Source organism: Emticicia sp. GW821-FHT11C11 (genome assembly GCF_058808615.1).
The window spans coordinates 1441613-1463319 of the sequence record NZ_JBXARV010000001.1; the positions used below are offsets into that span (position 1 = coordinate 1441613).

The window sequence follows — 21707 nt, forward strand, 5'->3', positions numbered from 1 at the left end:
TAAGGCTCAAAACGATTTATTCTTTGTGATGAAAACTATTGTTGAAATTCTATTTTGGGTTTGTATTGGTTTGGTTTTTTATACTTACATCGGCTATGGCATTGCGGCATGGCTGTTTGTGAAAATCAGACAATGGCTGGGTATTCGGTTTCCGACATTCGACGATCCGGCTTTTCAACCCCATGTCACGTTGGTGATACCGGCTTACAATGAAATGAGCTGTATTGAGGCCAAGGTTAAAAACTCGTTCGGGTTAGATTACCCTGCCGATAAGATGGATGTTTTGTTCGTAACCGAAGGCTCGAACGACGGCACAACCGAATATCTGGAATCACTGAAAGAGGCTTATCCGAACTTACGCATCATAGGAGGTACAGAGCGCAAAGGCAAAATAGAGGCTATGAACATGGCCATTAAAACCATCACTACGCCCATAGTGATTTTTACTGACGCCAACACAACTCTCAATAAAGCGGTTATCAAAAATATTGTAAGACATTTCAATGATGAGAAAGTAGGTGCAGTAGCCGGAGAAAAACGTATTCAGACAGATGACAGCGAAGCAGCTGCCGGGGCCGGAGAAGGCCTGTATTGGAAGTATGAGTCTTTCTTAAAGAAATTAGATACTAAATTATATTCGGTTGTGGGTGCGGCGGGTGAATTGTTTGCTGTAAGAACAAATCTTTATGGCAATGTTGAAAAAGATACGCTGCTTGACGATTTCATGGTGTCGTTAAGAGTAGCTGCCAATGGGTATCGTGTCATTTATGAACCTGATGCCTATGCTATTGAAAGACCATCGTTTTCTATTCAGGATGAAATGAAACGTAAGGTGCGCATTGCTACCGGAGGATTCCAATCAATTGTGCGGCTTGCCTTTTTATGGAACATTTTCAGATATGGCTGGTTATCGTTTCAGTATGTTTCACATCGTGCTATGAGATGGGCCGTGGCACCTTTTTGTCTGCCACTTATTTTTGTGCTTAATCTGGCATTGGTATTGATGGAAGACTTAAGTGAGCCTTTCAGTTTTTATAAAATACTGTTGGCTGCGCAGGTAATCTTTTATTTGTTGGCTCTAACAGGATACTGGCTTGAAAACCGGAAGATAAGGGTGAAATTATTGTTTGTGCCTTTTTATTTTTCATTCATGAACTACTGCGCTATTGCGGGCTATAACCGATATCGCAAGGGTGTTACTTCCGGTATCTGGGAAAAGGCCAAACGGGCAGAATAAATAATTGAATTTGAAGTTATAGAACTGCGTGCTTCAACGTACCTGCTTTTTGGTACGCTGCATTAAAAAGGCATAGTTTTTGAGGGATTGACTGAAAATAAGGATGATTATCCAAAAAGACTTTATTGAGTGTATATTTTAAAATAATAACCTGTTCTTATTAAAATGACTTTACATAAAAAGGGTTTAGTTGTATTAAGCATTTTATTGACGTTCTTCTTTAATATTTCCGAGACCCGATCACAAGTTTCGGCGGTTGATGCCACTTTGGCAAAAGCACTGGCTACTGACGAACTATTACCATTATTGATTGATGCAGCAATCAAAAACTCTCCGCAGATAAAAAGACATTCTAATAATAAAACAGTAGCTGAGTCTACTTTAAAATTAAACAAACATGCCATTTTAAACGGATTATCTCTGGCAGGTGGTTATCATTATGGTACCAATTATTCGGCTGTTTCAGATCAGACCTCATTTGAAAACACACTGAATAGGCTTACAATGGTACAAACAGGTTTTTATAATATTGGGGTAGGGCTTAGTATTCCGATTACGAGTGTGCTTAACAGGAAGCATATTCTTCGGTCGAGCAAGGCGCAGATTGAAATGGTTGAAAACGATAAAGACATTTCTGCCCTGGCTATCAGGCAGGATGTGATCACCCTATACCAGGCCTTTAAGTTGTCGCACAGATTACTGGCGTTGAGTAGTAGTAACAAACAGTCTTTTCAGGTTAATTATAATCTGGCTGAAAAAGAATTTTTGCAAGGGCAGCTGAGTGTATCAGAAGTTTCAAGAATGCTGGACTTCGTTAATAAAGCAAAGATGGAATATGAAACCACATTAAACGGTTTTCAGACCAGTCTTATGCAATTAGAATCTTTCACGGGTGTTACATTGTCTTCATTATTAAACCAAGTGAAATGAGTTTCTTACATTTCTTAAATATCATTCTCAAGAATCTCAAGGCGTTAATTATAGTTCCTTTGGTTTTAGCTGCTGCCATTTACTATTTTACCAGAAACGAGAAAAAGGTGTATACCTCCGAATCTACCATATACACCGGTATTGCTTCAGGGTATAATCTGAGTGGGGATATAAAATCAGACTTTTTTTCGGCCAATAATGCTTTTGATAACCTGATTTCTCTTATACAATCCAGAGAAACCAAAGAAGATGTGGCTATTAGTTTGCTGGCTGAGCACCTTTATCTAAAGGAACACGATGCGTCTAAACTTACCTGGGAGTCTTACAAAGAACTGAAAATATTGGTTCCGCAACCGGTCATTGATACGGTAGTGAAACCTACATTCCCTGAAACGCGCCGTGCTATTGTTGAATACATGAGGAAGAACGACAGCAATGTTATTTATAAAATCATTAATGCTAAAACACAGTACTACTCGATTGATGCCCTCAATAGTATCAAATCAACAAGAGTAAGCAGCAGTGATTTTATAAAGCTATCGTATGAAGCCAGCGATCCGTTTATATGCAAGCATACCCTTGAATTGCTCGAAAGCATATTCATGGATAAATACCGTTTACTGAAAGGCGGCCAGACTGAATCAGTTGTTGGTTATTTTGAAGAGCAGGCCAGAAAATCGTATGCCCGTTTAGATTCAGTTGAAAGGGTATTTCTGGATTTCAACCAGAGAAACGATATCATCAACTATTATGAACAAACCAAGGCTGTTGCCAGCGAGCGGGAAGATTTATATGCCTTGAATCATAATCTTGAAATGGACGAGATGGCCTCAACCAAGTCTTTAGACAAGGTAAATGAGAATATTAAAAATCGTGTGTATCAGTCTTTGTATGGAAGTGCTATTATCGACGAGAGAGAAAAGCTGGCAGATATTTACAATAAGATAGCTCAGACAGAAGCACTTAGCAGGGGAGGTGCCAACAAGAAAGCACTTGACAGCTTGAGAAACGTTGCAACCGCAGTAGAGAACGAACTGAAAAGCTCTGTAGATAAATTAAATGCCAACACGAATACGCCGGAGGGGATTCCAACAAAAAATGTGCTGGATGAATGGTTTAGAACCACAATTGCTGTTGAGCAAAGCAAGGCAAAGCTTACCGTTATGGATAAGCGCAAAAAAGAATTTAATGAAGAATACAGAAGATTCGCTCCTCTGGGTGCTATACTTAAGAAAATTGAAAGGCAGATATCTGTTTATGAGCAAGAGTATCTGCAATTGCTGCATGACTTGAATCAGGCCAAATTATCTCAGCAAAATACTGAGATAACATCAAAACTCAATATTGTAGACCCACCTTATCTGCCTTTAAAGCCCAATGCTTCTAAAAGAATGATACTGATAGCGGTAGGCTTTTTGGGTGGGTTTATTATGGTGTTATCAATAATAATCGGAAACGCATTCATTAATAAAACAATACTAGAGCCTACACGCGCCAGAAAGATGATTGGTCTTCCGGTAATGGGAATTTATCCTTTGCTTAATGAGAATCCAAGATTTTTAGAACTGGCAAACATACGACTTATTCAACAGATACTTTCCAGGGTGGATCCACGCGATAAACCAATTTATATAGGATTTGTAAGTATACAAAAAGGAGAAGGCAAGAGCTCTATTATTGATATGCTGGAGAGAGAATTGACAGGGTTGACCTTTAATGTTGAAAAACAACTGTTATTGCCAAGCTTTGAATATAAGCAATTGGGCATTACCATGCCATTGAGCCTGGCTGCACATCAGTGGGATAATGAAACCAGTCTTGCAACCCGGCAAGACAGAGACATTGTCTTGATTGAGTTTCCGGCTCTTGAAAAAATGATTATAAAGCCGGGTCTTTTCCCGCACTTGCATCAAACAATTCTTTTGTGCCGGGCAAATCGTATCTGGGATAAAAAGGATGGGGAGATTTTATCATTGTTTTCGAAAACTACCAATACCAACCCTACGATTCTTCTGAATGGTGTAGAAACAGATTTCGCAGAAGAGTATCTTGGAGAAGTGCCTAAGAAAAGAAATGCCATACGAGCCTTTATTAAGAGTATCGTGAAGTTTGAATTTGGCAATAAAAAAACTATCCATTAAGAGCGCTTTGAAAAGAACAGATTTCAAAGTGAGTTCCAGATAAAATGTGCCTTTGATTGCATGGGAAATGATGTTTTATATACATCTAATAGAAATAAGATTAATAATATCTGGTTAATACCTTATATTATTATATCTGTTTTTGCCGGTTGGACAATCGCCGATAAAGGTGCTTCTATCGGTGTCATGCTTATAGTTTTACCTTTTGTAGTAGGATTCCTGGTACTCGTCTTTTTTAAGCCGCGTGTCGGGATTTTTGTATTTTTGATTTATTGCTTCCTCATGCCTACCTTGGGTAAGCATATATCCGGTGTTCAATTTGGCTTGGGCATGGACGGCATCCTGCTGATTACATCCTTAAGTATATTATTCAATACTTCGAACAGATTCAGACTAAGACAACTGAATAATGATTTAATCTGGGTAGCCTTTGTTTGGTTTGTAATTACGATACTACAAATCGGAAATCCGGAAAGGCCAAGTTTTGAAGGCTGGTTTTATGAGATGCGGTCTGCAACTTTATACTGGATACTAACGGTGGGTGTGGCCTTTTTGCTTCTGAACAAGAGAAAAGATGTGAACGTTTTTCTGAATGTTATTATCTTCATGTCTCTTTTAGGAGCATTATATGGTATGAAGCAAATGGTTTTCGGGCCAGATGCTGCCGAGGTAAGATGGCTGGAAGCAGGCGCAAAGCGTACCCACATTTTATTCGGTAAATTAAGGATATTTTCTTATTATTCGGAGGCAGCACAATTTGGGGCTTCTCAGGCTCAGTTGGCCATTATGTGTCTTATACTGGTTGTAGGGCCCTATGGAATAGTAAAAAAAATCTGGTACCTGATAGCCGGGTTAATCCTTTTTTATGGAATGCTCATATCGGGCACCAGAGGTGCTATGTTTGCACTGGTGGGTGGAGGGTTCGTTTTCCTGGTCTTAAGTAAGCAGATTAAGATGTTGGTGCTGGGGTCAATGGTTGGGCTTGGTTTTATAGGAATGTTGAAATACACATCAATAGGTAGTGGCAATGCCCAGATTGTAAGGCTACGAACTTCATTGGATCCGGAAGACGCTTCATTGAAAGTTCGTTTGCGTAACCAGAAAGTTTTAAGAGATTACCTGAGTTCTAAGCCGTTTGGTACAGGCGTAGGTACAATGGGGACCTGGGGTGTGAAATACAATCCGGGTAAATTTATCTCAACTGTTCCTCCGGACAGTCTCTATGTAAAAGTATGGGGTATGTACGGAATCGTCGGGTTTGTAATATGGTTTGGTATTATGCTTTATATTACGGGTAAATGTTTCGGAATAATCTGGAAGACGCGAGACCCGGTACTTAAAAATCAGCTGACATCGCTATGTGCCGGGGCAACAGGTATCTTGTTGTGTAGCTATGGGAACGAAGTAATGAATGCCATGCCGTCATCGGCAATTGTTTATATAAGTTGGGTTTTGATCTGGTTAAGTCCCCGATGGGATACCCCGGAAAACCTGAGTTTAAGTACAGAAAAAATCGGATAAAAGAACTGATTATGCACTACCTGAGCATTTTTTTACAATACGCCATTCTTTTTTACCTTACTATACAGGTTTTGTATCTGTTGTTTTTTTCTGTTGCTGGTAAACTGGTAAAAAAAACAAAATTTACAGAAACTAAGCGAAAAAGGAGAATAAGAGTGTTTATTCCGGGCTATAAGGAAGATGCCGTAATTATTGCTACTGCACAGGATGCTATCAGACAAGATTATCCGAAAGAACTCTTTGAAGTAGTAATCATTGCTGATTCTTTCAGCGAACAGACTTTAACTACACTAAAAGCTCTGCCAATAAAAGTTATAGAAGTAAGCTTTGAAAAGAGTACAAAAGGGAAAGCACTGCAAAAAGCGATTGATGCCACTGTTGATGTTCCTGTTGATATTGTGCTTATTCTTGATGCAGATAATCACATGGCGGCTGGATTTCTAAGTGCAGTAAATGATGCCTTTGAAGCGGGCTATGAGGTGGTGCAGGGACACAGAACGGCAAAGAACCTCCAGACACCTTTTGCATTGCTTGATGCCTGCACCGAAGAAATCAATAATCATATTTTCAGAAGAGGGCACGTGGCAGTAGGTTTACCCTCGGCCCTGATAGGCAGCGGTATGGCCTTTGACTGGCAACTGTTTTTAAATCTGATGACCGACATTGGTGAAACTTCCGGAGAAGATAAAGAACTGGAATTCAGGTTAATGAAGCAAAATAAAAAAATTGCGTTTCTGGACGGCAGATATGTATTTGATGAAAAAGTAGCCAAAACAGACGTTTTCAGTAAGCAAAGAAGCCGCTGGCTGGCGATGCAGATTGAGTTTCTGGAGAAGTACTTTGTTGAGGGATGGGTTCAGCTTTTTAAGGGTAATGTTGCCTTTTTTAATAAAGTGTTTCAGACTTATTTATTACCCAGAGTAATGCTGGTAGCAGCGCTGGTATTATGGGTTGCGTTTGTAGTTGTGTTCCTGCCTCAGTTTTTGTTTTATAGCATTGGTCTCTTTATAGCATTATCGGTTTCGTTATTGATGGGTATTCCGGCAAAATGGTATAACAGACAATTGCTTTCAGCATTTTTGCAGATACCTTCGGCTATTTTTTCTATTATAATAGCCACGCTGAATATCGGCAAAGCGCGTAAAAAATTTATTCATACGCCTCACGGCGAAGCAGATCATTCATAATATGCCTTGGAACATTATTGCCATACCCGCTATTTTGTGTTTAATCTGGGGTTTTAAACAGGGTTTAAAAGCTAAAGAAAAGTATCATGGTAAAAGAGGTTGAAGCATACATTGTTATTGCACAGCAGGAATGGGAACTTAACTTAGGAAGTAATGCCCGGAACCTGGCTATGGAATTCAGCAAAAACAAACCTGTTTTATATGTTAATCCTGCTATTGATATAAAATCCGGATTTAAACAAAGAAGCTCAAAAGAGGGTAAGAAAAGGCTCAGACTTTCGCTGGGTTTTGGAGAAAACACCGTTAAGGTATCTGATAATCTATGGGTACATACGCCTGCTACCATATCTTATTCTATTAACTGGTTACGGAATATTTCAGTATATGATTTTCTGAACAGAAGGAACGGAAAAGGGTTTTTCAGAAGCCTGAAAAAAGCATTGAATCAACTGGGATGGGATAGAGAAAAATGTGTTGTGCTGAATGACAGCCAGATGTTTACCGGATTGTTTACCAAAGAATATCTACAGCCTTTATTAAATTTCTATTACATACGGGATAATCTGGTTGAACACCCGTACTTTAAGTTTCATGGAACCAGAATTGAGCCATTGACCATCAAAGAAGCGGATGCGGTTTTTGCCAATTCGGCCTATCTGGCAGATTATGCGCGCCAGTTTCATAAATACAGTACGGATATTGGTCAGGGTTGTGAAACTGATATGTATGACCCCAATCAACAATATAATGAACCCGATGATTTGACGAGTATTCCTAAACCAAGAATCGGATATACTGGTTTTCTGACAGGGAAAAGGTTAGATATTAGTCTATTAGAGGAATTAGCTACAACACGAAAAGACTGGAATTTTGTATTAATAGGGCCAGAGGAGGCGATGTTTCAGGCGAGCAAACTTCATGAAATGGACAATGTACATTTTCTTGGCTCTAAAAAACCTGCCCAATTACCTTCTTACATACAATTCATTGATGTCTGCATGAACCCGCAGTTAGTCAATGAACTGACGATAGGTAATTATCCCAGAAAAATTGATGAGTATCTGGCTATGGGTAAGCCCACAGTTGCTACTAGTACCATTGCCATGCAAATGTTTTTGCCACATGCAGAATTGGCTGTGGGCACTCAGGAGTATATAAAATCGATTGAAAAGGCTTTAGAGCCACAATCGCAAGAGAAAAAAAATGCGGCGATTGACTGTGCCAAGAGCCATACATGGCAGGCATGTGTTGACAAAATTTATGCAGTGCAACGTCAATTGCTATCGGAGTAATATCCTATGAATTATAAGAATTAAATCGTTAAGCGCTTATCTAACATGATGAATATAGTAAAAGTTGCTATCTCAAAACTGAAAAACAGACATTTCTTATCGCTTTTTGCGAATGGAAGTATGGCAGTTTTATCAATGGTAACTATTGCTATTCTGTTTCGTTTTTTACCGGCTAGTGAGATTGGTTATTGGTTTTTCTTTCAGACGGTGTTTGTATTGCTCGATACTTTCAGAACAGGTTTTCTGCAGGTGGGTTTAATAAAATTCTATTCCGGCACAGAAAAGGAGAGGGGTGATGCCGTGCTGGGCTCTGTATGGTATTTAGGGCTTGCCATTACCGCTATACTGGTTACACTTAATGTATTGGTTTTTGGTGGTGCATATATATTTGATTTAACCAGAAACGCAGGATTGATGAATACCGTAAAATGGTTCGGAATCACATTTATATGTACGCTGCCATCTGCCATTTCATCCTGGATACTACAGTCTAGCCAAAGGTTTGATAGATTATTAGTGCTGCGTATATTGAATCAGGGCTTTTTTATTCTGATGATACTGCTTACCATCGCGCTGAACAAATTGCATGTCGATGTGCTTTTTATCATCAATGCAACAAGCGCTCTTATCGTGAGCACATTTTGTGTTTTTAGTGGATGGACCCACATCAGAACATTCTCGAAGCGTTCTTCTCAGATTATCAAAGATTTATTCAATTTTGGTAAGTATAGTGTTGGTACAACGATTAGCTCCAATCTGTTAAAAAGCTCCGATACCTTTATTATTATGTTTGTGCTGGGCACGAATGGTCCGGCTGCTGTTGCTATGTATGCCATTCCGATGCGGTTTATGGAAGTGATAGAAATTCCGCTGAGAAGCTTTTTAGCTACAGGAATGCCATCCATGTCTGTTGCCTTTAACAAGAATAAAAAAGAAGAAGTGGTGTACATAATGCAGAAATATGCAGGTACTCTTTCACTGATACTGGTGCCGGTGTCAATAATAGCCATTTTGCTTGCCGGTTATGTAATCGGATTGCTGGGTGGCAAGACATATATGGGAACAGACGCCGAAACTGTTTACCGTATTTTTATGTCGTTCGCCATGCTTTTACCAATAGACCGGTTCCTCGGTGTTACATTGGATATTATTCATCAACCACGAATCAACTTTTATAAAGTGTTGGTCATGCTGGCTACCAATGTTACACTTGATTTTGTCGGCCTGCATCTTTTCGGTAATATCAACGGCGTGGCTCTGGCCTCATTTTTCACTTTTCTGGCCGGTGTTCTATTTGGCTACTATTGGTTAAAAAAGTATCTGGACTTTACATTTTTAAGCTTCTTTACAGTAGGTTTCAGCGAAATTAAATCATTTTCTCAACAGGCATTAGCAAAAATCAGGAAATAGTAGTTTTAAAAACATCAGTATATGATTAAGTACATAAAGGAATTATATGTAGTAGAAGATCTCATCAATACTAAAGTATACCCCGGCCTGAACGCCACCAAAGGTATACTGATTATGTTGGTAATCTTTACGCATTCGTTGCCAAACGGCATGTTACTTTATTTTAATTATTTCTTTCACATGCCTGTATTTCTGGCTGTGAGTGGTTTTCTTATAAAAAAATCTGCATTTAAGTACGGAATAATCAAGTATCTGCAGCGGCTGTTACATCGTTTGGTTATTCCATGGGTCATTGCTTCTCTGTGTTATCTCCCTTTGAGCCTGGGAGAAAGAACTTTGTCAGAAATTACTTTAACTGATTTTATTTATCCGTTTTTTCATCTTTGGTATGTACCTGCCTATATTTTTGGTGCCTTGCTTTGTTATTTTGTAACCAAATACAAAATTGCACATATACCTGTTTTAATTATTACCGCGGCAATTACAGTTGTTTGGTATATCTATTTCAGAGATAATAAACTGGCAGTAGAACAGCAGCCCCTCTATTATTTAGGCGATAAACGTTGTTATTCTTATTTATTCTTTTTCTTTCTGGGCTTTAGTTTACGAAACGGATTGGTGAAGTTTTACCCGTCTCCGCTTATCCTTTTATTCTTTGTATCAACAGCCTCGGTTGCTTGCGTCATGTTTGTTTACAGACATGTTCCGCACACAATCATTGTAATTCCTTATATGGTGTTCAATACCAGTCTGGTGTTGTTTCTTTTACTTTATGCTGCTCCTCAACACTGGTTTCAGCATAAGTTGATTCTTCTTATTAATAAGCAATCACTGGGTATCTACCTGTATCATCCGATGATCATATTTTTGATATATCGCATCATAGGAGACCCGGATAAAGAAAGAATTACTAATCTTGGAGGAATGGGAGTAGGCCTAAGCACACTTATAATTGTTCTGCTGCTCATTAAATTGATACAGAGGTGGGATTTTACCAACAGATATTTGTTGGGAATTATAAAAGAAAAAGTGACGACTTCAGACTGAGATTTTAGGCTGGATTACAAATCAGCCTAAAACTTCATTATAAATCTCAACTACGTGTTCGGCGGTTTTTTGCCATGAAAACACGGCTGCTCTTTTGATTCCGTAAGCAATGGTTTCTTTGCGCAATTCTGTATTGGTAAGCACTTCTATTATTTTTTCAGCAATCTGTTCCGGTTGTGTAGGGTCTATTAATAATGCACCCTGACCAGCCACTTCCGGCATGGCAGAAGTATTACTGGTAATAACCGGAGTACCACAGCCCATAGCTTCAAGAATGGGGATTCCGAAGCTCTCTCTGAGTGATGGATATAAGAATAGTTCTGCAAGGCGATACAGATTCGGTAATTCTTTATTGGGAATATAGCCTGTAAGCATAATGTGATTAAGCAGATACTCACAATTCTGCGATTTCAGCAAAGCATGCAGATTCTCTTTTCCAAAATCAGGCATCACCAGCTTAAAATCCAGTTGCCCTCTTTGATGAAGTATATCCAATGCTTTCATCACGTTCGGCAGGTTTTTCTTGGGGTCAGTATTACCAAGGAAGAGTATGAATTTTTCGGGCAGACCCATTTTCTTTCTGAATGCCTGTAATTCTTCTTCGTTGCGTTCGGGCGTAAAATGCTTGCCACAGGCATTATAAACGGTTCTTACTTTATCGGCCGGAATCTTCAATCCTTCAATAATCCGCTCTCTTTCATAATCACTCACTGTGATGATAACTTCTGCTTTCGACGCGATTTTTGGTACATTCCAACGTCGGTACAAATTCCCGAAACGTTGATAATAAGAGCCTTCGCGAATCATCCACTTTTCAAGATAGATGATATCATGAATGGTAACCACTAAAGGTACCGATATATTGGTAGGCGCTGTGTTACTTGTGCAATGCAGTAGATCGATTTTGTCTTGTTTGCCAGCTTTGGGCAACAATCTTTGTTCCCAAATCGGATACAATGCTGAATTGGCAGTCCGTAAATGCATGTTAGCATTTGCCGAAAGGGCATGCATGTCTTCGTCAGGCTGGGCATAGACAAAATACTCATGCGGAGTACTTAAGTGCTGTAATTCACGTAGTACCTCGAGGATAACTATATCCATTCCGTGTTTCTTTTTACGGAAAATCCGCTGAGCTTCTATTCCTATGCGCATGTCGAGTGATGTTATAATATCGTTGTACTGATTACTTTTTATCGTGAATATCTACCGAACTGTTACTGAAATTCCAGACTAAACCCTGCCAGAATGCTTTCAGATGTGCGGTGTCGCCTTTAATAAGGTATCCCAGCATATTTTTGGGTACGGCAATAATGAAATAATACAAATACATTAAGAGTTTTTGGAAACCAAAAGTATTTCTGCGTAAGTACAGCAAGCGGTTACGACTATAATAATAAGTTTTGAGAGTAGAGCCTTTTCCGGTACTGATAGACTCCTTGTGCCATACCTTACTTTTGGGTTCATACCAGATGGTGTAACCCGCCCGTTTGAAACGCTCGCAATAGTCCATTTCCTCATAATACAGAAAGAAGAGCTCGGCCATCAGTCCGACTTTTTCCATAGCTGTTCTTGAAAACATCATGGCAGCACCGTGTGCTCTTGAAGTAGGCCTGGCTTCTTCATATTGCCCGTGGTCTTTTTCAAGGTATCCGATAGAAAACCCGCGCCCTGTAATGGGATTAATAGGCAGAAAACCGGCAAACTGTATGGTATCCGGTGCATCAAAGTAGCGTATTTTCGGGCAAACTATTCCGATTGTAGCGTCACTCTCCATTCGGGAAACAAGCGGCTCCAGGAAATCAGGTGCTACTTCGGTATCGTTGTTCAACAAAAAAAGATAATCGCCGGTAGCTATTTCTATCCCTTGGTTGTTGCCACCTGCAAAGCCACGGTTTTCGCCCGTTTCAAGGTATTTTATCCAGGGAAACTGTATGGGTAACTCATGCCCGGGAGTTTTCGTACTATTATCTACCACCACCACTTCTATATTAGGATACGTTATCTTTTCTAAAGACCGCAGCAGCTCGGCTGTAACGGCTGTTCCGTTAAAGTTGATTGTAATAATAGAAACTTTGGGGAATTCGGCGGGCATAGGTGACAGGGCTTAAGAAAACGCTTTCGCAATTATCCGTTAACAGGTAGTGGCTCTTTTTTATTGGTGTTTTCCCATCTTTGCGAATCGGGATTGTATTGTTTAATAACCTTTGCGGGGTTGCCTACCGCTATGCTGAATGGCGGAATACTTTTTGTAACAATGGCTCCTGCGGCAACTACACTATGCTTGCCAATGGTAACTCCGGCAGTAAGCACAACATTGGCACCTATCCAACAATCGTCTTCAATGGTTATAGTTGCTGTAGTAACGGGTTGCAATGAAATAGGTGTCTCAATATCAGTATAAGTATGGTTTAAACCACTCATAACTATATTCTGTGCCAGTATTACGTTGTTTCCGATCGTAACGGGGCCAATTACTACATTTCCTATCCCGATTCTGGTATGGTTGCCAATCGTTACAGCTCCGACACCGTTGTTGACGGTAGCGAAATCTTCAATGGTGCTGAAATCGCCCATACTGAATGGTTGAAAAGGTAGTACGTCCATGCGGGTTCTTCGGCAAATGGTAACACCTTTTCCTTTTTTGTGAAAGAAAGGATTCACAAACCAGGAAACCCAAAGGCGTGGTCTTGCCTGATGTTTTGGTATTAAACACCAATGGATGAATTTCTTTAAACCCTCATTAGTTTTAATAAACTGAACTATAGACATACCCGGGAAATTACTTTTTGAAAAGATGCTTTTTGATGCGGAATACCAGTGCTTTCCAGATACCGCCATCAATTTGAATACGACGATCGTTGGTCCATACTTTACCGCCTTCATTAGAGACCACTCCGATTTTCCCTCCGGCTTCCAATAGCCTGTAGGCCATCATTCCGTCAACAGCGGCATAACCGCCGGTATTACGGGCAATACCTCTGAACGTACGCTGAACAGGAATATCATATCCGTTTACCTCTACGCCTTTTTGTCTGATAAAAGCACTGTTGTAGCCTAGCACATTGAGGTAAGGAGTGGTTTTCTCATTTTTACGGATAACAAAACCGCTCAGAAACTCATACATGCTATATTGCCAGCGAGGAGATGAATCACTTGGTAAAAACGAATAAGTACCATGCACACAATAGATATTATCTTTTTCTCCGGCTATCAATGCATCAGTCATAGCTGTAATCCAGCCGGCAGGGTAGAGGGTATCACTATCTGCAGATAATAAGTACTTGCCTTTGGCAGTATGCAAGCCCTGAATCCGGGCATGCCCAACACCCTGTTTCTCTTCAAAAAGAACATGTATCCCCAGACGCTTCAATAAAGCATTGGTGCCATCGGTAGAATTATTATCTACTACTATCAATTCAGTAGGATATTCGGTGTTGGTTTCAGCCAGAGAGATCAATGTATGCAAAATGCCTTCTTCTTCATTCCAGGCAGGTATTACGATACTGGCAATGGGATTTTCAACATGAAACTTCGCTAATTTTTTCTTTAGCTCTTCAATTTCTGCTTCGCTGTATTGATTAATCAACAAAGGTTTGCCAAGTATCTGCTTCACCCATGTAGGCAGGGAAAATGTACTCATCTCTTTAAATTTTGTTTAAAAAACAGGCAATTGTCTATATTTATTCTTTAGCCGGTAATTGCAGCAGACTTATACATTCTCTGACTGCAACAACGCAGGGAATGTCATAAAGAAAATTTTCATGTCGTACTTGAACGAGAAATTTCTGGCATATTCAATGTCCAACTGAATTCGTTCTTCTTCCGTCATTTCTTTTTTTCCTTTACCTCGTTTGGTTACCTGCCAAAGCCCGGTTAAGCCTCCCGGCCCTGCAAAACGCTCAATATATTCGTCAGTTGTAAGTTTCTCGGCTTCATACAATGGCAAAGGACGATTTCCGACCAACGACATATCACCTAAAAATATATTAAACAGCTGTGGTAATTCATCAATACTTGTATTACGCAGGAATCCGCCGAGCTTGGTGATACGAGGGTCGTTCTGAAATTTCATAAAGGCCGCTTTCTCTTTTTTCTCAGACAAATACATTTTCTCGCAAATCATTTCACCGTCCATATAGAGTTGTTGCTGGCATGTGCCTATACCCTGGCATGTGTCGCAAAGTCCTGCTCCATGTTTCTCTTCTGCATTTTTGGTATACATATTCAGCGAACCCATATTTTTAATCAGCTGGTCAGCGTCTGTGCGCATGGTTCTGAATTTGTAAATGCTGAAAATCTTATATCCGGCTCCTACCCGTTTTGATAAATAAATGACCGGTCCCTTTGAGTCGAGTTTTATTAGAATCGCTACAATAATCAATAAAGGAGAGAGCAATAGCAACGCCAACCCGGTGGTAGATACATCGATGAATCTTTTCCAGAGAGGAATTTTTACATCCAATATGCTGGCTTTGGTTTGCTGCATAGCCTTATAATGACGACGCTTGACGAAATAATCCAGACGAACGAGTAAGTCACCTGAACTGAAATCGGCAGGATAAACGTCATCTCCGCCTTTTTCCTGTATTTCTTTAATCAAACCGTGTGTAATGTGCTCACTTGTTATAATTACAGGCAGTGTTCGAGTCCAGGATTCACCGCGGATCGTCTCAAGAAATTTCAGGCCGCCATTGTTTTTACTGATCACTATGGCATCGGGCGGGTAGGTATTTTTTAGGTAACTGAGGCAATCTGCTGCGCTACTCATTACCTTAATATGAATTTTCTTTCCGAATTTCTTCAGAAAGTGCACAACAGCCGTATCATCTTTTTCTATGAATATTATTTTTATCGGAAGTTTTTCTTCTTCCGGTAAAATGGGAGTATTGGGCAGCGGATTATTCATGTATTTACAAGATGATTTTTAAAGGGAATCGGGTGAAAACGTAGGTTTTACCCGGCGCAAAATAGCTTTGACTTTGGCGTGTACTTCCATCGGATTAAAAGGCTTCAACATGAAATCGTCGGCACCCAGATTCAGACACTCAATTCTTTCCTTACTTTCATCGGTTCCTGACAGGATAATAATCGGCAAGTCAGCATACAGATTGCTGGCTCTTATTACTTTAACAAATTCTTTACCATTAAGATTGGGCATGTTCAGATCTGCAATAATAAAGTCTGTATCATTGCCGGCTTCCAGCCAATTCATTCCCTCCATTCCATCGTTTTTAACAGTAACTTCAAATTCTTTATTAAGAAAATGCTCTAAAACTTTTCTGATACTAGCCTCATCATCAATGATCAGAAGTTTTAATTTTTTGCTCATCATTATTACGGTTATTGAAAAATCGTTAAATAAGGAATTATAAAATATTGCCTTAAATATAATGCCATCATTGTTATGCAAATATTAAAGCAATTACTCTGCCAAAGTGAATGGCATATTTTTAGAATTTATGTGCTGAGTTATCAACGCCAGTTTGTACTGATAGTAAACATTTTATCTTCATGCTAAGCTCATTTTTCTTTTCAAAAGAGCTTTTCAGAATATAAAACTCTGTTACCGCTTAGTAAAGTAATTAAACCTAATTCAAATTTCAAAAAAGTTTTTTTTAAAAATGCGCTATGTTGTCATTTTTTAAATTTCATCGAAACTCCCCATATTTGTTTTGCAGTTCAATTGATTGCCTATTCCAGAGTTTTAAATGTAGCCGGATCGTAAGGTTTACAGGTATAGGATTTATAGTGAGGTTATTAAATCTGACATTTATCCGTTAGATGGATTCATAAGAAAAAGAATAAATTTGCTAATGTTCATCATTCCTCATTTTAGTTTATGCATGATTTATTTATTGAGTATCTGTATCTGATTCTGATAATACTGGCGCTGGTTATGGTAGCCAATAAACTTCATCTTGCGTATCCTATCGTGCTGGTGTTAGGAGGGCTGGCGCTTAGTTTTGTGTCGCTGTTCTCCAATCTTGAGATACACCCTGATTTAATTTTCCTGATTTTCCTGCCTCCGCTCTTGTATGAATCAGCCTGGAATGTATCGTGGAAAGAGTTCTGGAAGTGGCGTAGAGTAATCATGAGTTTTGCTTTTCCGGTGGTTGTTATTAATTCCTGCATTATTGCTTTGTTTTCAGTAGCCATTATTCCGGGATTCACGTTGGCGCTGGGATTCCTCTTAGGTGGGATTATTTCTCCACCTGATGCTATTTCGGCTACTACCATTATGCGACGCCTGAAAGTGCCCAGAACCCTCCTGAGTCTTGGTGAGGGCGAGAGTTTACTGAATGACGCTTCTTCACTGATTGTTTTCAGGTTTGCTTTGATAGCCGTATTAACCGGGCAGTTCTTTTTTCATGCGGCAATCGTGAACTTTTTTCTTGTAGTGATTATGGGTGTAGTCATTGGCCTTTTGATTGGATTGGTTTTCTATGGTATACATCGTTGGTTGCCAACTACGCCGAGTATTGAAATTGTGCTGACGCTGATTACTCCTTACTGCATGTATTATTTTGCAGAGTATTTTCATTTTTCAGGAGTACTGGCGGTAGTAACAGGAGGACTTTTCTTATCGAGCAGGCGTCACCGGATATTAACTTATGCCAGCCGGATTCAGGGTGTAAATGTCTGGAGCAGTCTGGTTTTTGTGCTCAATGGTTTGGTTTTTTTACTGATAGGCTTACAGTTGCCTTCAATTGTTAACCAGTTAGGAGCTATTAAGCTAAGTGAGGCTATAGGCTATGGTTTGGCGATTTCATTAGTCTTGATTATCATCAGAGTATTTTGTGCCTTGGGTGCCTCTGTCTTTACAAGATGGGTAAGTAGATTTATTACAGTGGCCGATCCTAATCCGGGCTGGAGGTTGCCGTTGATTTATGGCTGGGCAGGTATGCGAGGGGTGGTATCTTTGGCTGCTGCTTTGTCTATACCTTTATTGACCAACGAAGGACAGCCGTTCCCATACCGTAACCTGATTCTGTTTATTACCTTTATTGTTATTCTGGTAACATTGGTTTTTCAGGGACTTACACTGCCCTGGCTTATCAGAAAACTGAATATAACCGATAAGTTTGCCACTATACCCGAACATGAGCAGGAGATACTGATACAAAAGAAAATTCTTCAATACTCAATTGAGCATCTAGAAAAAAAGTATGAAGAGGATGGCGCCCAAAACAGACAACTGAACGACTTGCTGGAGAAATTAAGAATAGAGCTGAAATTGTTTAATCAGACCCTTGATGAAACAGATGTGGTTCAGGAGAATGTGGTTAAAAACTATCAATATGTGTATCTGCAATTACTGGAACATCAACGGGAACTCCTTAACAGAATTAATCAGAAGGCAGAATTTGATGAGGAGCTAATCAGAAAATACCATTCACTGATTGATATAGAAGAATATAAAGTCAGAGAAAAAATGCTGCAGGAATCTCATCACGATTAAAACTAATAGCTGCATTATTTTAAAGTCATAAGCTTCTGTTTGAAATCCGTAAGGATTAGCCGATGCCTGTATTTTCATTGATGGAATATAAACACGCAGTCAGGATAAATCTGTACCCTATATTGATACCAATTAGCCCAGTTTCCATATAATTGACTGGTTTGTTAACTGTTTTCAGGACGAGACATTAAGGCAAGAAGCCCCTAAATAAGGGGCTTCTTTGCTTATAATAGTTCTATAAGCTGAAAATTACTTTTTCAGTTTTTTATACCGTAACAATCCTTCCAGAAAATAATAATCAGCATAGACCAACGGTACATCAATTTCTGATTTTAAAGGTTTAGCACCTACCGAATGTTTCAGTATGAAATGGTTGTTTTCGCCTAAGTTTGCTTTGTAGGCAGGGCTTGCCAGACTAACCAACATGGTTTCGGCTGCATTGAAGTATACCTTACTTTTAGCTTTGCTTACATAAGTGCTTAATTCTAATAAAGCTGATGCGGTGATGGCTCCCGCAGAGGCATCACGCTCTTCATTTGGAATATTCGGTGCGTTGAAATCCCAGTAAGGGATTTTATCTGCCGGAAGATTCGGATGATCCAGATAGAAATCTGCGATTTTCTCTGCTTGTGCCAGATATTTTTTGTCTTTGGTTTCTCTGTACATGTCTATGTAGCCATATAAAGCCCATGCTTGCCCACGTGCCCATGCCGACTCATCAGCATAGCCTTGATGCGTACCTTTTTTCTGCACTTCTCCGTTTTCACCATAAGCTATTACGTGGTAGCTGCTTCCATCGGGGCGGAAATGATTTTTGATTGTATTATCGGCATGTGTTACGCTGATATTGTAAAACTCTTTGTTGCCGGATTCACGTGCTGCCCAGAATAAGAATTCCAGGTTCATCATGTTATCTACAATTACCGGGTATTTGTAACCTTTCCAGTTATTCCATGATTTAATCAAACCTACTTTCGGATCAAAACGTGTCGCTAACGACTTAGCCCCTGTAAGCATGATTTCTTTGTACTGCTCGTTTTTGGTCAGTCTGTATCCGTTACCGAAAGGACAATACAACATAAAGCCTAAATCATGTGTACCAGTGTTAAACTTTTCTTTTTCTAGGGCCATTGTCCATTTGTGGGCCGCATCTTTCCATTTAGTATCTTGTGTTTGCTCAAAGATGTACCATAACGAACCCCCAAAAAAACCACTGCACCACCAGCTGGTTGGCATGTCTCTGGGTGAACCGTCGGAGTTAGTTGATTGAGGGGTTTTGGTAATATCGGGGTGGCTTTTAAGCATTCCTTCATATTGCTGTGCTGCTTTGGCTACATCAATCTTCTTTTGTCCGAAAACAAAGGTCGACATGGTCAGCAATACAACGGTAAGTTTTGTGGTGAGTTTCATTTTAAAAATAAGGTTGAAATAAACAATTATTGTGTGTAGCAGAAGGTTAACGCAGTTCTGGAATGGTAATGAAATCCATGTCTGAAAAAGACTGGTTTTCGCCGGCCATACCCCATATGAACGAATAGTTGGAGGTACCACAACCCGAATGAACCGACCACGGAGGCGAGATAATGGCCTGATGGTTGCTCACCCAAAGATGGCGTGTTTCCTGTGGTTGACCCATCAGGTGAAGCACTCCATGATTTTCAGGTACATCGAAATAACAGTATACTTCCATGCGGCGGTCGTGGGTGTGCGAGGGCATAGTGTTCCAGACACTGCCTGTCTGCAGAACTGTGAGACCCATAACCAACTGGCAGCTTCTGATGCCGTCAAGGTGAATGTATTTGTAAATAACGCGTTGATTGGCGGTTTCAACGGCACCCATGCTTGCCGGAGAAGCCTCTTCTTTGGTCATGAGGCGGGTAGGGTAGGTAGCATGTGCAGGCGCCGACAGAACAAAATATTTAGCCGGATTAGTATTGTCAACGCTTTCAAAAGCCACATTCTGCGCGCCTTTGCCAATATACAGGCAGTCCAGCTTATTAATCAGGAAACTTTCGCCATCTACGGTAATTTTACCGTCGCCTGCCACATTAATAATGCCTATCTCTCTTCTTTCCAGAAAAAAATCTGCTTTCAGGTCGCCGTAATTTTCTAAAATGACGGGTTCGCTCTCTGGCATTATCCCGCCCAGAATCATACGGTCGTAATGAGAATATACCAGATGTGTCTGATTAGCCGTAAAAAGAGTATCTACCAGAAAATTATCTCTAAGCTCTTTTGTATTCATTCCGGCTGTTTCACGCGGACTGCTTTCGTATCTTGATTGCATATATTTTTAAATTTAATGTCAGGATTTTTATTTAGTGATTGAGTGAGTGAATGAGTGATTGTTGTCTGAACTTTGATTTACCTGATTTTATGATTTTAATGAGAATTTCATTTTAATGAATACCATTATAAGATTATGAACTGAATTATCGGATATTTATTTAATAGACACTTTTGTAATAATCACCGAAATCCATCAATCAGTTAAATCAAAGTTCAGATAAAAAATCACTCAATATCTCACCTCCCCATCCAGCCTCCGTCTACGGTCAGAATGGTGCCGTGCACATAATCTGATGCTGCCGAAGCAAGAAAAACGGCCGGACCTTTAAAATCCTCTGTTTCACCCCAGCGGCCTGCCGGAATACGTGCCAGTATAGAAGTGCTTCTTTCAGGGTCATTTCTGAGCGCCTCGGTATTGTCAGTAGCAATATAGCCGGGAGCTATGGCGTTTACATTCACGCCCTTGGAAGCCCATTCGTTGGCCAATGCTTTTACAAGGCTGCCAATGGCGCCTTTGCTGGCTGCATAACCGGGTACATTAATGCCCCCCTGAAAGGTAAGTAATGAAGCGGTGAATATAATTTTACCCGATTTTTGTTCCACCATGCGAGCTCCTATTTCGCGTGCCAGAATGAACTGTGAATCGAGATTGATTGTCATCACTTTGTCCCAGTATTCATCAGGGTGTTCAGCTGCGGGTTTCCGCATAATGGTGCCGGCATTATTCACCAGAATATCAATCACAGCAAAGTCCGCCTTTACCTGACCAATGAACTGATAAAGGCTGTGGCGATCTCCAAAATCTGCCTGATACGCCTTAAAATGGCCACCCAAAGCTTTTACTGCTATTTCTACTTCGCTGCCTTCTAAAGCTATACTAGCCGATACCCCTATGACGTCGGCTCCCGCTTCTGCAAGCCCAATGGCTATTGCTTTACCTATGCCTTTGTTACAGCCTGTTACCAGTGCAACTTTGCCTGAAAGATTAAACATATTTTGTCTTGATAGAATTATTCTAAGATATAACCACAGAACTGTGTGGTTATTGTAAGTAAAACTATATGCGAAGATGCAAACGGAATAGAGGGAGAAACAAATATATCCCTGACTTTATTTATGCAATCGTTATCGGGAACGTTACCAAAAAGGCATTTTGCCACGCTGCTTTTAGATAATTTTAATATCTTTGGTTGT

Annotated in this window: 18 protein-coding genes; 9 read left to right on the forward strand and 9 right to left on the reverse strand. The window is 39.9% G+C overall.

Features of this window, described 5'->3' with window-relative positions:
• Positions 1–28 precede the first annotated feature (28 nt).
• From AC1RRY_RS06120 to AC1RRY_RS06155, 8 genes are all read left to right on the forward strand, one after another.
• Positions 29–1237 (forward strand): glycosyltransferase family 2 protein, encoded by a 1209-nt coding sequence (locus AC1RRY_RS06120; RefSeq protein ID WP_492817379.1) that lies wholly within the window; start codon positions 29–31, stop codon positions 1235–1237.
• 165 nt (positions 1238–1402) lie between these two features.
• Positions 1403–2167 (forward strand): TolC family protein, encoded by a 765-nt coding sequence (locus AC1RRY_RS06125; protein ID WP_492817377.1) that lies wholly within the window; start codon positions 1403–1405, stop codon positions 2165–2167.
• Positions 2164–4308 carry a GumC family protein gene (locus tag AC1RRY_RS06130; RefSeq protein ID WP_492817375.1) on the forward strand — a complete coding sequence of 715 codons (2145 nt, stop codon included), beginning with the start codon at positions 2164–2166 and terminating at the stop codon, positions 4306–4308. Before AC1RRY_RS06125 ends, AC1RRY_RS06130 begins: the two co-directional genes overlap by 4 nt.
• 60 nt (positions 4309–4368) lie before the next feature.
• Positions 4369–5829 carry an O-antigen ligase family protein gene (locus tag AC1RRY_RS06135; protein WP_492817373.1) on the forward strand — a complete coding sequence of 487 codons (1461 nt, stop codon included), beginning with the start codon at positions 4369–4371 and terminating at the stop codon, positions 5827–5829.
• 11 nt (positions 5830–5840) lie between these two features.
• Positions 5841–7016, forward strand: coding sequence for a glycosyltransferase family 2 protein (locus AC1RRY_RS06140; RefSeq protein ID WP_492856501.1), 1176 nt, complete (start codon positions 5841–5843; stop codon positions 7014–7016).
• An 86-nt stretch (positions 7017–7102) separates the two neighbouring features.
• A complete protein-coding gene (locus tag AC1RRY_RS06145; RefSeq protein ID WP_492817369.1) occupies positions 7103–8308 on the forward strand; it encodes a glycosyltransferase in 1206 nt (401 codons plus the stop codon).
• A 45-nt stretch (positions 8309–8353) separates the two neighbouring features.
• A complete protein-coding gene (locus AC1RRY_RS06150; protein WP_492817367.1) occupies positions 8354–9718 on the forward strand; it encodes a lipopolysaccharide biosynthesis protein in 1365 nt (454 codons plus the stop codon).
• A 21-nt stretch (positions 9719–9739) separates the two neighbouring features.
• Positions 9740–10765: an acyltransferase family protein gene (locus AC1RRY_RS06155; RefSeq protein WP_492817365.1), complete on the forward strand. Its 1026-nt coding sequence runs from the start codon at positions 9740–9742 to the stop codon at positions 10763–10765.
• Positions 10766–10786: 21 nt separating this feature from the next.
• Here the strand turns inward: AC1RRY_RS06155 and AC1RRY_RS06160 are convergent, their stop codons facing one another.
• The 6 genes from AC1RRY_RS06160 to AC1RRY_RS06185 form a co-directional block, all read right to left on the reverse strand.
• On the reverse strand, positions 10787–11917 hold the full coding sequence (locus AC1RRY_RS06160; protein WP_492817363.1) for a glycosyltransferase family 4 protein: 1131 nt from the start codon (positions 11915–11917) through the stop codon (positions 10787–10789).
• Between the two features lie 31 nt (positions 11918–11948).
• The gene (locus AC1RRY_RS06165; protein ID WP_492817361.1) at positions 11949–12857 is read right to left on the reverse strand and encodes a glycosyltransferase family 2 protein; all 909 of its coding nucleotides are present in this window, start codon (positions 12855–12857) and stop codon (positions 11949–11951) included.
• Positions 12858–12889: 32 nt separating this feature from the next.
• A complete protein-coding gene (locus AC1RRY_RS06170) occupies positions 12890–13534 on the reverse strand; it encodes an acyltransferase (protein ID WP_492817359.1) in 645 nt (214 codons plus the stop codon).
• A gap of 10 nt (positions 13535–13544) precedes the next feature.
• Positions 13545–14405, reverse strand: coding sequence for a glycosyltransferase family 2 protein (locus AC1RRY_RS06175; RefSeq protein WP_492817357.1), 861 nt, complete (start codon positions 14403–14405; stop codon positions 13545–13547).
• A 69-nt stretch (positions 14406–14474) separates the two neighbouring features.
• Positions 14475–15671, reverse strand: a complete 1197-nt coding sequence (locus AC1RRY_RS06180) for a sugar transferase (RefSeq protein WP_492817355.1) — start codon at positions 15669–15671, stop codon at positions 14475–14477.
• A gap of 18 nt (positions 15672–15689) precedes the next feature.
• Positions 15690–16094 (reverse strand): response regulator transcription factor, encoded by a 405-nt coding sequence (locus tag AC1RRY_RS06185; protein ID WP_492817353.1) that lies wholly within the window; start codon positions 16092–16094, stop codon positions 15690–15692.
• Positions 16095–16604: 510 nt separating this feature from the next.
• On the opposite strand from AC1RRY_RS06185, the gene AC1RRY_RS06190 reads away from it, so the two are divergent.
• Positions 16605–18224: a Na+/H+ antiporter gene (locus AC1RRY_RS06190; RefSeq protein WP_492817351.1), complete on the forward strand. Its 1620-nt coding sequence runs from the start codon at positions 16605–16607 to the stop codon at positions 18222–18224.
• 249 nt (positions 18225–18473) lie between these two features.
• Here AC1RRY_RS06190 and AC1RRY_RS06195 read toward each other — a convergent pair whose 3' ends face one another.
• From AC1RRY_RS06195 to AC1RRY_RS06205, 3 genes are all read right to left on the reverse strand, one after another.
• The gene (locus AC1RRY_RS06195; protein WP_492817349.1) at positions 18474–19634 is read right to left on the reverse strand and encodes a glycoside hydrolase family 88 protein; all 1161 of its coding nucleotides are present in this window, start codon (positions 19632–19634) and stop codon (positions 18474–18476) included.
• A gap of 46 nt (positions 19635–19680) precedes the next feature.
• Complete coding sequence (gene kduI, locus AC1RRY_RS06200; RefSeq protein ID WP_492817347.1) at positions 19681–20511, reverse strand: 5-dehydro-4-deoxy-D-glucuronate isomerase; 831 nt, start codon at positions 20509–20511, stop codon at positions 19681–19683.
• Positions 20512–20750: 239 nt separating this feature from the next.
• Positions 20751–21506, reverse strand: a complete 756-nt coding sequence (locus AC1RRY_RS06205) for an SDR family oxidoreductase (RefSeq protein ID WP_492817345.1) — start codon at positions 21504–21506, stop codon at positions 20751–20753.
• Between the last annotated feature and the right edge of the window lie 201 nt (positions 21507–21707).

What these genes read in the sequence shown, in the direction of transcription:
- AC1RRY_RS06190 (WP_492817351.1), top strand. Translation starts at nt 16,605, where the DNA reads ATGCATGATTTATTTATTGAGTATCTGTATCTGATTCTGATAATACTG.
- AC1RRY_RS06205 (WP_492817345.1), bottom strand. Translation starts at nt 21,506, where the DNA reads ATGTTTAATCTTTCAGGCAAAGTTGCACTGGTAACAGGCTGTAACAAA.
- AC1RRY_RS06165 (WP_492817361.1), bottom strand. Translation starts at nt 12,857, where the DNA reads ATGCCCGCCGAATTCCCCAAAGTTTCTATTATTACAATCAACTTTAAC.
- AC1RRY_RS06150 (WP_492817367.1), top strand. Translation starts at nt 8,354, where the DNA reads ATGATGAATATAGTAAAAGTTGCTATCTCAAAACTGAAAAACAGACAT.
- AC1RRY_RS06195 (WP_492817349.1), bottom strand. Translation starts at nt 19,634, where the DNA reads ATGAAACTCACCACAAAACTTACCGTTGTATTGCTGACCATGTCGACC.
- AC1RRY_RS06140 (WP_492856501.1), top strand. Translation starts at nt 5,841, where the DNA reads ATGCACTACCTGAGCATTTTTTTACAATACGCCATTCTTTTTTACCTT.
- AC1RRY_RS06185 (WP_492817353.1), bottom strand. Translation starts at nt 16,094, where the DNA reads ATGAGCAAAAAATTAAAACTTCTGATCATTGATGATGAGGCTAGTATC.
- AC1RRY_RS06130 (WP_492817375.1), top strand. Translation starts at nt 2,164, where the DNA reads ATGAGTTTCTTACATTTCTTAAATATCATTCTCAAGAATCTCAAGGCG.
- AC1RRY_RS06170 (WP_492817359.1), bottom strand. Translation starts at nt 13,534, where the DNA reads ATGTCTATAGTTCAGTTTATTAAAACTAATGAGGGTTTAAAGAAATTC.
- AC1RRY_RS06155 (WP_492817365.1), top strand. Translation starts at nt 9,740, where the DNA reads ATGATTAAGTACATAAAGGAATTATATGTAGTAGAAGATCTCATCAAT.
- AC1RRY_RS06175 (WP_492817357.1), bottom strand. Translation starts at nt 14,405, where the DNA reads ATGAGTACATTTTCCCTGCCTACATGGGTGAAGCAGATACTTGGCAAA.
- AC1RRY_RS06135 (WP_492817373.1), top strand. Translation starts at nt 4,369, where the DNA reads ATGGGAAATGATGTTTTATATACATCTAATAGAAATAAGATTAATAAT.
- AC1RRY_RS06180 (WP_492817355.1), bottom strand. Translation starts at nt 15,671, where the DNA reads ATGAATAATCCGCTGCCCAATACTCCCATTTTACCGGAAGAAGAAAAA.
- AC1RRY_RS06160 (WP_492817363.1), bottom strand. Translation starts at nt 11,917, where the DNA reads ATGCGCATAGGAATAGAAGCTCAGCGGATTTTCCGTAAAAAGAAACAC.
- kduI (WP_492817347.1), bottom strand. Translation starts at nt 20,511, where the DNA reads ATGCAATCAAGATACGAAAGCAGTCCGCGTGAAACAGCCGGAATGAAT.
- AC1RRY_RS06145 (WP_492817369.1), top strand. Translation starts at nt 7,103, where the DNA reads ATGGTAAAAGAGGTTGAAGCATACATTGTTATTGCACAGCAGGAATGG.
- AC1RRY_RS06120 (WP_492817379.1), top strand. Translation starts at nt 29, where the DNA reads ATGAAAACTATTGTTGAAATTCTATTTTGGGTTTGTATTGGTTTGGTT.
- AC1RRY_RS06125 (WP_492817377.1), top strand. Translation starts at nt 1,403, where the DNA reads ATGACTTTACATAAAAAGGGTTTAGTTGTATTAAGCATTTTATTGACG.